Annotated in this window: 12 protein-coding genes and 1 pseudogene; 8 read left to right on the plus strand and 5 right to left on the minus strand. The window is 71.1% G+C overall.

The window, feature by feature from the left end; translation table 11 throughout:
• The first annotated feature begins 23 nt into the window (after positions 1 to 23).
• Positions 24 to 1,493 carry an alpha,alpha-trehalose-phosphate synthase (UDP-forming) gene (locus CUT44_RS11890; protein WP_100201927.1) on the plus strand — a complete coding sequence of 490 codons (1,470 nt, stop codon included), beginning with the start codon at positions 24 to 26 and terminating at the stop codon, positions 1,491 to 1,493.
• A 120-nt stretch (positions 1,494 to 1,613) separates the two neighbouring features.
• Here CUT44_RS11890 and otsB read toward each other — a convergent pair whose 3' ends face one another.
• The 5 genes from otsB to CUT44_RS11915 all read right to left on the minus strand — a co-directional run bounded on the left by otsB (position 1,614) and on the right by CUT44_RS11915 (position 6,787).
• Positions 1,614 to 2,486, minus strand: coding sequence for a trehalose-phosphatase (gene otsB, locus CUT44_RS11895; protein WP_100201928.1), 873 nt, complete (start codon positions 2,484 to 2,486; stop codon positions 1,614 to 1,616).
• 116 nt (positions 2,487 to 2,602) lie between these two features.
• Positions 2,603 to 3,544 carry a hypothetical protein gene (locus tag CUT44_RS32720; RefSeq protein ID WP_146252206.1) on the minus strand — a complete coding sequence of 314 codons (942 nt, stop codon included), beginning with the start codon at positions 3,542 to 3,544 and terminating at the stop codon, positions 2,603 to 2,605.
• A complete protein-coding gene (locus tag CUT44_RS33085; RefSeq protein WP_158239602.1) occupies positions 3,541 to 5,808 on the minus strand; it encodes a DUF6571 family protein in 2,268 nt (755 codons plus the stop codon). Before CUT44_RS33085 ends, CUT44_RS32720 begins: the two co-directional genes overlap by 4 nt.
• Before the next feature lie 28 nt (positions 5,809 to 5,836).
• Positions 5,837 to 6,277, minus strand: coding sequence for a hypothetical protein (locus tag CUT44_RS11910; RefSeq protein WP_100201930.1), 441 nt, complete (start codon positions 6,275 to 6,277; stop codon positions 5,837 to 5,839).
• A 249-nt stretch (positions 6,278 to 6,526) separates the two neighbouring features.
• Positions 6,527 to 6,787: a DUF3263 domain-containing protein gene (locus tag CUT44_RS11915; RefSeq protein WP_100201931.1), complete on the minus strand. Its 261-nt coding sequence runs from the start codon at positions 6,785 to 6,787 to the stop codon at positions 6,527 to 6,529.
• Between the two features lie 261 nt (positions 6,788 to 7,048).
• On the opposite strand from CUT44_RS11915, the pseudogene CUT44_RS33970 reads away from it, so the two are divergent.
• The 7 genes and pseudogenes from CUT44_RS33970 to CUT44_RS11945 all read left to right on the plus strand — a co-directional run.
• A pseudogene (locus tag CUT44_RS33970) lies at positions 7,049 to 7,348 on the plus strand (sugar isomerase); the annotation flags it as partial.
• Positions 7,349 to 8,094: 746 nt separating this feature from the next.
• Entirely contained in the window at positions 8,095 to 8,457 is a 363-nt protein-coding gene (locus CUT44_RS33525) for a 6-pyruvoyl trahydropterin synthase family protein (protein WP_199185685.1), read from the plus strand.
• A 169-nt stretch (positions 8,458 to 8,626) separates the two neighbouring features.
• Entirely contained in the window at positions 8,627 to 9,250 is a 624-nt protein-coding gene (locus CUT44_RS11925; protein ID WP_233221374.1) for a 7-carboxy-7-deazaguanine synthase QueE, read from the plus strand.
• Entirely contained in the window at positions 9,250 to 9,849 is a 600-nt protein-coding gene (folE, locus tag CUT44_RS11930) for a GTP cyclohydrolase I (protein ID WP_100201933.1), read from the plus strand. The genes CUT44_RS11925 and folE overlap by 1 nt, the downstream gene beginning before the upstream one ends.
• Positions 9,850 to 9,862: 13 nt before the next feature.
• Complete coding sequence (gene guaB, locus CUT44_RS11935; protein ID WP_100201934.1) at positions 9,863 to 11,020, plus strand: IMP dehydrogenase; 1,158 nt, start codon at positions 9,863 to 9,865, stop codon at positions 11,018 to 11,020.
• Entirely contained in the window at positions 11,017 to 11,604 is a 588-nt protein-coding gene (locus CUT44_RS11940; RefSeq protein WP_100201935.1) for a phosphoribosyltransferase, read from the plus strand. The genes guaB and CUT44_RS11940 overlap by 4 nt, the downstream gene beginning before the upstream one ends.
• Positions 11,601 to 12,887, plus strand: coding sequence for a UbiD family decarboxylase (locus CUT44_RS11945; RefSeq protein ID WP_100201936.1), 1,287 nt, complete (start codon positions 11,601 to 11,603; stop codon positions 12,885 to 12,887). The genes CUT44_RS11940 and CUT44_RS11945 overlap by 4 nt, the downstream gene beginning before the upstream one ends.
• Positions 12,888 to 12,931 lie beyond the last annotated feature (44 nt).

Raw genomic sequence — 12,931 nt, forward strand, 5'->3', positions numbered from 1 at the left:
CGGTCAGCGGCTAGGTTCGGGTCATGGTCACTCGGCACCAGGTTCTCGTCGCGTCCAATCGCGGTCCGGTCTCCTACTCCCTCGGGGAGGGAGGCGAACTCACCGCCAAACGCGGCGGCGGCGGACTGGTGTCCGGGCTGTCCGCGGTCAAGGGCGACGCGGTGTGGGTGTGCGCGGCGCTGGGCGACGGCGACCGCGAGGCGGCGCGCCGCACCGGCGGCGTCCTCGACGCGTCCGACACCGGCGGCCAGCAGGTGCGCATGCTGGACATCGAGCCCGAGGTCTTCTCCGACGCCTACAACGGCGTCGCCAACTCCGTGCTGTGGTTCGTCCACCACATGCTGTACCAGACCCCGACCGAGCCCGTCTTCGGCGCCGAGTTCGAGCGGCAGTGGCGCTCCTACGAGGCGTACAACGCCGCCTTCGCCGACGCGCTGGCCGAGGAGGCCGCCGAGGGCGCGGCGGTGCTCGTGCAGGACTACCACCTCACCCTCGTCCCCGGCATGCTGCGCGAACGCCGCCCCGACCTGCGCATCGGGCACTTCTCGCACACCCCCTGGGCGCCGCCGGACTACTTCCGGCTGCTGCCCGACGACCCGGACGGCGGGGTGGGCGCCGAGGTGCTGCGCGGCATCCTGGGCGCCGACCGGGCCGCCTTCCTCACCCGCCGCTGGGCCCACGCGTTCGCCGAGTGCTGCGCGAAGCTGCTGGGCGCGGAGGTGACCACCGCCGAGGACGGGCAGTTCGCGGTGGTGCACGAGGGCCGGGCCACCCGGATAGGCGTGCACGGCCTGGGCGCCGACGGGGACTTCCTGCGGGAGCGCGCGCACCGCGAGGACGTGGCCGAGCGGATGGCCGCCCTGCGCGAGCAGATCGGCTCCGAGCCCGCGGACAACCCCCGCAGGACGATCGTGCGGGTGGACCGCACCGAGCTGTCCAAGAACATCGTGCGCGGCCTGCTCGCCTACCGGCGGCTGCTGGACGACCACCCCGAGTGGCACGGCCGGGTCGTCCACGTCGCCTTCGCCTACCCCTCCCGGCAGGACCTGGCGGTCTACCGGGAGTACACCGAGGAGGTCTCCCGGGTCGCCGGCGAGATCAACGAGGCGTACGGCACCTCGGACTGGTCGCCGGTCGTCCTGCACGTCAAGGACGACTTCGCCCGCTCGCTGGCGGCCTATCGGCTGGCCGACGTCGCCCTGGTCAACCCGATCCGGGACGGCATGAACCTGGTCGCCAAGGAGATCCCGGTGGTCTCCGACGGCGGCTGCGCGCTGGTGCTCTCCCGGGAGGCCGGGGCCTTCGCGGAGCTGGCCGAGGACGCGATCACCGTCAACCCGTACGACATCGGCGCCACCGCCGACGCGCTGCACCGGGCGCTGACGATGGACGCGGGCGAGCGCGCCGAGCGCACCAAGCGCCTCGCGGCGGCGGCCACCGCCCTGTCGCCCACCCAGTGGTTCCTGGACCAGCTGGAGGCGCTGCGGAGCTGAGCGGGCCCGGTGACCGGCCCACGAAAGCGGCGGGTCCGCCGGGGCCCGGGCGGCCCGCTCCGGCGGGCGGACCCGGCGACGGCGCCCTCGGCCCGCGGGCGTGCCCGTCGCCGTCCTCCGTCAGCCCGCCCGTCCGGCCAGGACGTCCGCCAGCTCCCCCAGCAGGCCGACGACCCCGGCGGGCCCGTCCACCACCAGGTCCGCCCGCTCGGCCAGCGCCGTGACCTCCTCGCTGCCGCTGCACAGCAGCACCCCGGGCACGTCCTCGCCGCGCAGCCGGTCCACCGCGTCGTACGCGGCCAGGTCGCCCAGGTCGTCGCCGCCGTAGAGCACCGAGCCCGCGCCGGTCTCGCGCAGGAAGTCCGTCAGGGCCACGCCCTTGTCCATGCCCGGGGGTCGCAGCTCCAGCACGAAGCGGCCCGGCTCGACGGACAGCGAGTGCCGTTCGGCCAGCTCGGCCAGCGGCTCGCGCAGCAGCTCGAAGGCCGCCGCCGGATCGGCGGCGCGGCGGGTGTGGACGGCGACGGCCCGGCCCTTGTCCTCGGTCCAGGTGCCGTCCGGCGCGCCCGCCTTCTCCAGCACCCCCGGCAACTCGGCGCGGACCGCCGCCACCCCGGGGGGCGAGGGCGGCGCGGTGACCTCGCCGGTGGCCGCGTCCCAGCGCTCCGCGCCGTACGCGCCGAGCACCACCAGGTGCTCCAGGCCCGCCGCCCCGGTGAAGCCGCCGTAGCGTGCCGCCAGTTCGGCCGGGCGGCCGGTGACGATGACGACGGCCCGCAGCAGCGGCGCCAGCCGGGCGAGGACGGGCACCGCACCGGGGTGGGCGCGGGCCTGGTCGGGGTCGGGGACGATGGGGGCGATCGTGCCGTCGAAGTCGAGCGCGACCACGGCCCGCCCGGGGTCGGCCAGCAGCGCGGCGAGGCCGTCGCGCCCGGCGGGGGTGGCCGGGGTGGGGAGTTGCTCCGGAAGCTGAGGTGAGGAGTGGCTGCCCATGCCGGGGACCCTACCCAGCGACGGGCACCCTACGTGCGGCCCCGCCCGCCGGCACCGTCACCGCCGCCGGCCGCGCTGCTCGTCCCGGCGGCAGGGCCAGGGGCCGAGCACGACGATCAGAAGCCCAGCCGGTAGGTCTTCTCGAGCATGTCCAGGATCTCCGGGTGGAGTCCCGTACCACTGCCCTCCGGCCCCTCGGGCCGCGCTCCCAGGCGGTCCGCCCGCCGCTGGAACATCTCCACCAGGTAGCCGCCGTCCCGAGCGGACGCGAAGAACTCCTCCGGTTTCCCTGCTCCCTCGTTCCGGCCCCCCTGGTTCCGGTACGCCTCGAGCCATTCCTCCCGGTCGGCCCCGCCATCTCGGGCTTCGAGCGCCTGGGCACCGACGCGGTCCAGAATGCCCAGGGAGTTTCCGCTCACCAGCGCCGTCCCCTCAGCCTTGTCACTGCCCCCCTCGAAGTCCGTCTTCCCAAGGGACTGGAGCCCGTCGGAGACGAGCGCCAGCTGGGAACCGCGCACCATGCGGAACGCCCCGCCGTCCTCGGCGAGGCCCCGGATGAAGTCCGTCAGGGTCGCCCGGTCCACATCGACGTCGTTCGGCCGTGTCGACAGCCCTCCCTCGGAGAAGTCACCGTGCAGCCCGATGATGTCGTGGACGTCATCGGCGTAGAAAACCAAGACGCTCGCCATGTTCCGACGGATTTCTTCCGGTATCGCTCCCGGATCGCCCTTGGTGCGGGCGGCATATCCCTTGACGGTCTCCTCAAGAACCCGGACCTGCTCGGTCCCGTACTCCGATGTCCTCCCCGGAGGCGTGGCCCCGGGCGGCCGACCGGTCATGGCCGTTTCCAGGGCATCCCCGCACTCGGCCGTCGATCCGCTTTCCCCACTGTCTCTCCCCGGCACCAAACTCCAGCAGAAGCTGTTCTGTTCCTTCTGTTGTGCCGCACCGTCATCACGCAGCCAGAGCCATCCGCCAAGAGTCACGGACGCGAGCAGAACCACCACGCCGGAAACGAGGAGAGCGCGCCGACCGGTCACCCTGGACACCAGTTTCATGAGTTTGTCCCCGTCGATCCCTGAGAGTCGTGGATAGCTGCCGAGTATTCATGTTTGGCCATTGCAAGAATAACCCTCTGGAAGCCAAGCCTACCGTCTCCCAGCTCCTCATCGCTCATTCCACTCTGCGCCGCCTGTCGCTGAATCATGCTCTCCAACCGAGGGTACCCATCCCTCCGATATTGCTGGATCAACTCTTCCGTGGCCTTATCGCTTACCTCATTATTTAGCCCCTCGGCCAACTGGCCGGTGCCAATGTCGACAAGGCGCTGGAGAACGTCACCTACGACGGGAATTCCAGTCACCGGTGCCCCCAGCGTGTGGTAACTGTAGACTTTGTTCCAATTGTTCTGGGAAATCACGTCGTCTCGGTGTGAGCCGAGGACATCGGCACGTACGTGATCGAGGGCGCCCATGGTCTGGCCGCTCATCTGGGCCACTCCTTCGGCTTTGGCAGTGCCCCTCCGGAAGTCTTCCTCACGCAGACTACTGACGTCATGCGCGATGATCTCCATCTGGGAATCATGAATCGTCCGGAAGGCGCCGCCGTCCTCGGCCACTCCACGAATGAAGCGCAGCATGGTCTCCCGGTGAACGTCGACATCGTTAGGCTGTGTCGACAATTCCTTGGAAGAGAAATTCCCGTCCTTGCCGATGATGTCGTGGACATCGTTCGGGTAGTAGGCGAGGGCGTTCGCCATGTTCTGGCGGATGTTCTCGGGAATGGCGCTCTTGTCGACGGCGGCGATATCGGCGTAAGAAGTCACCACCTGCTCCAGGACACGCACCTGGGCCTCGGTGTGGTGTGTGGGGTCCTTCTTGTTGCCGTTCTCGTCGGTGGTGACGGGCTCCTCGCCGGGGACCTGGCCGGTCATGGCCGCCTCCAGGGCCGCCCCGAAGCCGGTGCGGCTGTCGGTGTCCTCGGTGTCCGGGCGGCTCACCTCGACGTTGCCGTGGATCTCGGCGTTGTCGACGATGTTCCAGTCCCGCTCTTTCTGGAGGTAGTCCAGACGGTCTCCACCGAGCTTGGAGGCGGGGTCGAAGTAGGCGGTGGCGGCGTCGGGGCTCTTGCTCATGATGCCCAGGACGCCGTCGTAGGGGTCGTTGGCGAACCAGCCGCCCCGCTCGCCCGCGTATCCCCGGTTCAGGTCCCAGATGTCGGGATCGCCGCCCTTGGCCGGGTCCTCGGCGGCGCGGATGTCGTCGGCCAGGTCGTGCAGGAACTCGGGGTCGTAGCCGTCGCCGTTCTGCATCAGGGTGACCATGGCCTGGTAGCCGCGGACCTGCTGACCGCCGTACTCCCCGCCGACGACCTCGGCGTCGTACTTCTCGACGCCGGCCTTCCTCAGCTCCTCGCGCCACTGGCCGTAGAACTTCCTGTCGCCGGCCTCGTCCTTGTCGTCGACGGTCGTGGCGGTGGCGACCACGTTGGCCAGATGCCGGTCCAGGCCCTGGTAGTGCTTCTTCTGGCCGGGCTCGTCGTAGTACGCGCGGTCGGTCAGCTCGTTGTGCATCCGGATGACGCCGTCGGGGCCGCCCACTGAGGTGACGAAGGTGCGGCTGAACTCCGTGTCGGCCTCGTTCGCCCGCATCAGGGAGGCGAGCTCTTCCCGTTCCGCCCCGGAGAGCTTCCCGCCGTTCCTGATCTTCTCGTACAGCTCCCCCGCACGGACGGCGTTCGCCTCGCCCGCGTCCCCCTTGAGCGCCGGGTTGAAGCCGTCCGCCAGCCCTCTGCCCCCGTCGTCGGGGTTGGCCATGAGAGCTCTGCGGAAGTTCTCGTCGGCGTCCTGGACGTCTCTGACCGCGTTGCGGATCGCGTTCGTCCAGGACTCCTCCAGCTCCCCGCGGGCCAGCTGGTCGCGGCGGTAGAACTCCGCCCTCTCCTCGTCCATCCTGCCGAGGTTCAGCGTGCAGCGACCGGAGTGGGGGTCGACGTCCATGTACGCCTCGACGGCCTCGTCCCGTTTGCCGATGACCGCGTCGCGCCGGTCGGTGAGCGTGCGGTGTGCCTCCTCCAGCAGCGCCCCGACGGCCCTGGCCTCGTCGCGTGCCCCGGCGTACTCCTCCAGCGTGGTCTGCGCCTGGCTCTTGTAGGCCAGCACCGACTCACCTCGCCAACTGTCGGCCTCCACCGCTGCCTTGACGTGGTCGCGGTAGTCGTCGTGCAGTTCCCCGAAGCGCTTCCCCATCTTCTTCCAGGCGGACGCCGCCTTGGCGAGGCCCGACAGGTCGGTGCTGAGGATCGTCTCGTAGTCGACCGCCATCCTGCTCCCCCCCTTCCTCGGAGATCCGTCAGAAGTCCGCGATGGGACTCTTCGCCGCCGGACGGCCGGTGCCCGGGCCCGGTGTGGGCCCGGGGCTGGGCACGTAGTCCAGCAGGGCGCTGCGGTAGAGGGGCGAGGTGCCGTCGAAGGAGGCGGCCGTGTCGCTCTCGTTGTCCTGGAAGAAGGTGTTGGCCTGCCGCAGCCCGGTGAGTTCGGCCTCCAGTCGGCCGGTCAGCCGTTTGGCGTTGCGCTGCCACCTGCCCATCCGGTGGGAGAGCCCTTTCTGCACGCCCCAGCCGCTCAGCTTGCCCACCGTGCAGGCGGTGGCGTTCGAACCCCCCGCGACCGTCTCGCTGTCGCCGTCGGCGATGACCCCCGCCTTCGTGGTCCCCGGCCCGAGATGCTCCTCGATGTAGGCGGCGGCCTTCTTCTTCTGCGCCTCGGAGTGCGACAGATCCCCGTCCCGCAACGGTGGCGCGCTGTGCGGTCCAGGCAATTCGTTCAGACGCGTGCTCGTGGACTGCCGGTCCTCGAAGGACACGTGTTTCCCCCACTCACTCTTCGGATCGTCGGTGCTGCCGGGGCCGTCCGCCCGCCTCCCGTGCCCCGCCCCGCTCTCCTGCGGAGGAGACAGGATGAACCCACGCGGTCACTGTGAGTTTCCAGAGGGAGTGTAGTGGTCACCGGTTGCGGAAGCCCGGGCGGGACGGCGCCGTGCCTACCGCCGCCGGCCGCGCTGCTCGTCCCGGCGGCGGCGCAGGCGGTTGACGGTGACCGGGTCGTGGGCGAGGGCGCGCGGATCGTCCAGCAGGGCGTTGAGGAGCTGGTAGTAGCGGGTCGGCGAGATGCCCAGCCGCTCGCGTATCGCCCGCTCCTTGGCGCCGGGGCCGGGCCAGCCGTGCCGCTCGACGGCGAGCACGGCCTGGTCCTGCTCGGACAGGCCGCCGTCCTCGCGCGGCTGCTCGCTACCGGTGCTCACCCCTCCAACCTACTGCCGCCCCCGGACACCGCATCCCGGGCCGTACGGCGCCCGCCCGGGCCGCGCCGCACCGCGTATCGCTTCGGCAGCGCTCCTTCTGCCCCGCAGGTCAGGACTGCTGTGCACATGTCTGTACCCAGTGCCCGGAGAACCGCCGGAGAACCGTCCGAAGAACGCCCCCCGCTTCCGAGGAGCCCCCGCATGACCGCCGCCGAGCAGTCCCGTACCGCAGCCGAGATCGCCACCCGGCCCAGCAGCCGGCGGCGGGCGGCCGAGGCGTGGACCGAGGCGTATCCGGCGGGGGAGTACCGGCACGGCCCGGTCGCGATCGCCGGTCCGCACCGCGTGGTCCGGGCGCTGGGTTCCCTGTCGGAGGGGTTGTCCGGCGGCATCGCCGCGGCAAGCGGCACTCCGCTGGCGGAGTCGGACTGCGCGGACACCGGCGAGGGCACCCTGGACCCGATGGCCGACCTGGTTCGCGTGCAGCGCCTGGCGGTGGCCGTGGCCGAGTCCCGCGGCGCCGACCCGGGCCACCCCCGCAACCTCACCCGCGGCGTGATCCCGCGCTGGCGCGCGGCGCCGGGCCCCGGTCCCCCGCTGGTGTCCGCGAGGCGCGCCACCGGCCTCCGCGGCGGGCCGGGCCGGGCCGGAAGACGCTCCCCGCATGACGCGGCTCACTCCTCGGCGCGTGCCGTGCCGGGCACCTCGTGCCGGCCGGAGGGACGCCGCGCACGTGGACAGAGGATGGCCGCGGCCGGCACCGGCCGCGGCGGTTCCCGCTGCTTCGGCGGCCGGCCGAGCGGCTCGTACCGCCCCACCGGGACGAAAGTGCGGGAAGCGCCCCGAGGACGGCGTCCCCTCGTCCGGAATTCGCCCAGGAACATTTCGCGGGCTTCCACAACAGCGCGCCTTCCTGGATCCTCGTCTTCCAGGAGGGGGCTTTCGAGCTGCCCGGGATCACCATGTTCGTCTGGCGTCGTGTCAACGGGAGGAGCTGGTTCACGGACCATCGCGCGGGCAGTCTCCGACAGCTGCGGTAGCGATGTCGGCACAGCTCCGGCCGACATCACGGAGATACCCGAATGTCCGGCAGCAGAGGCTCTGGTGACGATTTTCGGCCGATTGTGGACCAATCCGGTCCGGCTCCCGCCGCGCGGCTTCCACGCGTACGGCGGACAACCGTGAAAGCGCCGTTGGTACCGACACTCCCGGCACGTCCGGGAAGAGATCCCCGGCCCGGACGTGCCGCGGCCCTCGGGGGGAGAGCACCACACCTGACTTCATGCGACCTCGACAGGAGGACCGCCGTGCTGTCCATCACGAAGGAGTTCCACTTCTCGGCCAGTCACCGACTGGACCATCTCCCGCAGGGACACCCGTGCGGCCGGCTCCACGGCCACAACTACGTGGTCGAGCTGGAGCTGGGCGCGCACCCGGACGAACTGACCCGGCCCGGCTTCGTACGGGACTACGGGGAACTGGCGATCTTCCGCAAATGGCTCGACGACACGGTGGACCACCGGCACCTCAACGACGTGCTGCCGGACCGCAACCCGTCCGCCGAGCACCTCGCCATGTGGATCTACGGCATGTGGAAGGAGGAGTTTCCCCAGTTGATCGCCGTGCGGGTGTCCGAGACACCCAAGACCTGGGCGACCTACCGCCCCTGACGACCCGGCGACGGGAACGGGAGACAACGGCGACCCCACCCCGCCCGGGGTGGAAGAGGAGGTGGTGTGATGGCGGTTCCGATGCTCGTGGTCAACGAGATATTCGGACCCACCTGAGGCCGTACAGGGTGAGGGACCTTCCACCGGAAGGTCGTGCGCGTTCCTGCGGCTGGGCGGCTGCAATCTGACCTGCCGCTGGTGCGACACCCCGTACACCTGGGACTGGAAGGGCGTCTCCGACACCGGAGTGGCCTACCGTCCGGCCGACGAGCTGCACCCGCTCGCACCGGACGAGGTGACCGGGAGACTACTGGAGTTCGGCGTCGGCCTGATCGTCGTCTCCGGCGGAGAACCGCTGAGCCAGCAGGACCGGATTCTGCCCGTGGTACGCGCACTGCGCGACCGGGGCATCACGGTCGAGTTCGAGACAAACGGAACGCTGGTGCCGGACGAAGCGCTCGTCGCGACGCGGGCACGGTTCAACGTGTCCCCGAAACTGGCTCACTCCGGTGTCGCGGAGGAACGCAGGATCGTGCCCGGAGCACTGGAGGCCTTCGCCTCGACGCCCGGGACCGTGTTCAAGTTCGTCTGCGCGGAAGCCTCCGACCTGGACGAGGTGGACGCCTTGGTCGAACGGTTCGGCCTGGAGAACGTGTGGATCATGCCGAGGGGACAGAGCCCCGAGGAGATCGAGTCCACCCTCCGCGCACTCGCCGACGGCGTAGTCGCACGCAAATGGAATCTGTCCGGAAGGCTGCACGTCAACGTGTGGGGAAGCAGACGGGGAGTCTGATGACCAGCAGTATCGAAGTACTCGGTGAGAGCCTGCCCATGGAGCACGGCGCCAAGGGCACCGATCCGCTGGAGACACTGGCCCGGCAGTTACTCGTGGAGATCGGCGAGGACCCGGACCGCGAGGGACTGCGGGACACCCCCGCACGCTACGCGCGCTGGTGGCGGGAGTTCACGCAGTACGAGCCGGGTTCGGTCGAAGCGGTCTTCGAGACCGCGGCGACCGGCAGCCTGGTCGCCGTGTCCGGCATCGACGTGTGGTCGCTGTGCGAGCACCACCTGCTGCCGTTCTCCTGCCGGATAGCCATCGGCTACCTGCCCGGAAAGAAGATGCTGGGGCTGAGCAAGTTCGCGCGGATCGCACATCTGCACGCCCACCGCCTGCAGTCCCAGGAACAGCTCACACACGACATCGCCGACGATGTCGAGCGGCTGACCGGATCACCTGACGTGGCGGTGATCGGTCAGGGGAAGCACCTGTGCATGGCCATGCGCGGTGTCCGCACACCCGCCACCATGACCACCGCCATGTGGCGGGGCGGCCTGCGGGAGAGTTCACTCCGGGCCGAACTGCTGGCCCTGACCGGCGGCACCCCCTGAAGGAGGGCGGACCATGCGTGTATCCGAGCCGCTGCGCACGGGGCTGAGCTTCGATGACGTCCTGCTCGTACCGCAGCGCACGTCCCTGACCAGTCGGCGGCACGCCGACACCACGACGCGGCTGCTCCCCGGGGTGCGGCTGCGGCTTCCCCTCGTCTCCGCCAACACCCAGTGGTGCACGGGCGACCGGATGGCCGCCGCCATGGCCCGCCACGGTGGCATGGGCTTCCTGCACCGGATGCAGACCGTCGCTCAGCAGGTCGCCCAGCTCGACGCGGTCAAGGCCGTCCGCCCCTCGCCGGACGACGCCGACCGGGCGACTCTCGCGGCGGACGGACGGCTGTTCGTGGGCGCGGCGGTCGGCGTCACCGGGGACTGGCGGGAGCGCGCCGAGCAGTTGGCCGCGCATGCCGTGGACCTCCTCCTCGTCGACGTCGCCCACGGCCACAGCGACCGGGTCGTCACGGCGCTGGCGGAGCTGCGCAAGGCCCTGCCCGAACTGCCCCTGGTCGCCGGGAACGTGGCGACCCCCGAGGGCGTCCGCGACCTGGCCGAGGCCGGAGCGGACGTGGTGAAGGTGGGCATCGGCCCCGGAGGGGTGTGCACCACCCGGCTGGTCGCCGGGACCGGGGTGCCCCAGCTCACCGCGGTCATGGACTGCGCGGCCGCCGCCGACGACGCGGGCGTGCGGATCATCGCCGACGGCGGGATCAGGCAGTCGGGCGACATCGCCAAGTGCCTCGCGGCCGGCGCGCACGCCGTGATGCTCGGTTCCGCGCTCGCGGGCGCGGACGAGAGCGCCGCGACCCCCGTGACCAAGGACGGCCGCTCCTACCGGGTCAGCAACGGTTTCGTGTCACTGGGCATGGAGTTGACGCTGCGCAGGGCGGCCGGCGAGAGGATCAGCAGGGCGGAGGTCGACGACTACGTACCGGAGGGCGTGGAGGTCACGTTCCCGGCGTCCGGGCCGCTCCCCAGGACACTGCGCCGACTCGTCGGCGGCGTGCAGTCCGCGATGAGCTACTCGGGAGCACCCGACCTCGCGGCCTTCCGGGAGAGGGCCGAGTTCATCAGGGTCACCGGCGCGGGACGGGCGGAGAACCTCCCGCACGCCCGGGAGCGCTCGGAGCAGATAGACATCGACCACGTCGCGCAGGCGGTACGGGAATGAGTCGGCCGCACAGCACGTCCCGGCCGGAAGAGGCGGGCGGGCAGCCGGGCATGTGGTCGCGGCGGGGACCGTACCTGCTCGACTGGGGCTCGTTCGGTGAGCTGGTCGGGGATCTCGCGGCACAGGTACGGGCCGACGGGTTCGCGCCGGACTGCGTGCTGGCTGTCGCCCGCGGCGGGCTGGCCGCCGCCGGAGCCCTCACCTGCATCCTCGACGTCCCGGTGATGCACACCGTCCGGGTGCGCAGGACCGCGGACGACAGCCGTTACGCGGCCAAGCGGGAACCGGTCGTCGAGGCCTCGGGGCACAGCGCGCCGTTGCCCGGCGACCGGGTCCTGGTCGTCGACGACATCGTGGGCACCGGAGTCACCGCCGACGCCGTGGCGGGGTATCTCGCCACGGCCGGGGTGCCGGACGGCGGCGTGCGGCTGGCTGCCCTCGTGCGCAACCACCGCTCCGCCCGGACGCCCGACTACTGTTCGGCCGTCATCGACGACTGGATCGTCTTCCCCTGGGAGGCGGACCGGGAGCCCGTCGAGGGCTGCCGGCCGTTCCCGGCGGAGCTGCGGGTGCGGCCATCATGACGGCCGGAGGACCGGTGGGGCACGGCTACCCGGGCAGCGGCCTCACCCGGGCGTCCGGAGCCGCGCGGCTGGGTCTGCCCCCCTGTTACGACGCCGTCGGCCTGTACACCTGCGACACACCGCTGAGCAGCCGGGTGGAGGTGGCCCGTACGCTCGCCGACATCGAGAGGGCCCACGGCGCCCGGCCCACTGTCGTCTTCACCCGGATCACCGAGCACCCGGGTTCCCGCGTACTGGGCCATCCGTACCCCCGGGCGGTGCTGCTCGCCGCGCTCTCCACCACCGAGGAGAAGCACCTGGCGGAGATGTCCGCGCGGCTCGCCGGCCCCGAGCCGACACACCCGGGGCAGCACACACGGCAGATCCCGCCCACCGCGCACCGGGAGCGGCTGTCCGGGCTCCTGGACGACCTGCCGGTTCTCCAGCACCGCCCCGGCGACGCCGGCCCGTACATCACCGCCGGTATAGGAGTGACGTCCCGGCCGGACGGCGGCGGTGTCAACCTGGGTTTCTACCGTATCCAGGTGACCGGGCCCGACGAGGCGCGGATCTTCCTCGATCCGCGGACCGACGGTCACCGCAACCTGCTGGCCTGGCTGGCCGCCGGCCGGCCGATGCCCATCTCCGTGTTCCTGGGAGCGGACCCGGCGGTCACGGTCGTGGCGGCCTCCCGGCTGCCCGCCGAGGGGGACGACTACGCCGTCGCCTCACGGCTGCTGGGCCGACCGCTCGTGGTCACGGGCACCCCGCCGGTGCCCTGTGACGCCACCCACGTCGTCACCGGCCTGGTCCAGGAGCGCGACGCGGTCGAGGGGCCCTTCGGGGAGTTCAAGGGCTACTACGCCGAGGCACGCCGCAGCAACGTGCTGACCGTGACCGGCGTCGAGGCCGTCCCGGGGGCGCCGTTCCCGACGATCGTGGCGGGTGCGGAGTCCGGACTCACCCTGATGGGCTTCCAGAACGAGTACCTGATGTACGCGCACCTGCGCGGGCTGGGTTACGAGGTGGGGTCCGTGCGCTACTCGCTCAGGGCCCGGGGCGAGTTCGTCGCCTACATTGAGTCCGATGCGCCGAGCCAGGAACTCGTACGCGATGCCATGGCCTTCGACATCCGGTCCAAAGTGATCATCTGCGGTCCGGATCTCGCGAATCCCGGCCAAGCCCTGGCGACGCATGGTTTCCTCACCCGGACCGAGCCGTACTACCGCAAAGGCAGAGTGGAGGGCGAGCGCGTCGGGCTTGCCCTGATGATCCGGCCCGAGGGCCGTCCGACCGAGTACTGACACACCTCGCACCGACACACCTCGCACCGAACGGAACGACACAG

The organism is Streptomyces carminius, assembly GCF_002794255.1.
GTDB classification, from domain to species: domain Bacteria; phylum Actinomycetota; class Actinomycetes; order Streptomycetales; family Streptomycetaceae; genus Streptomyces; species Streptomyces carminius.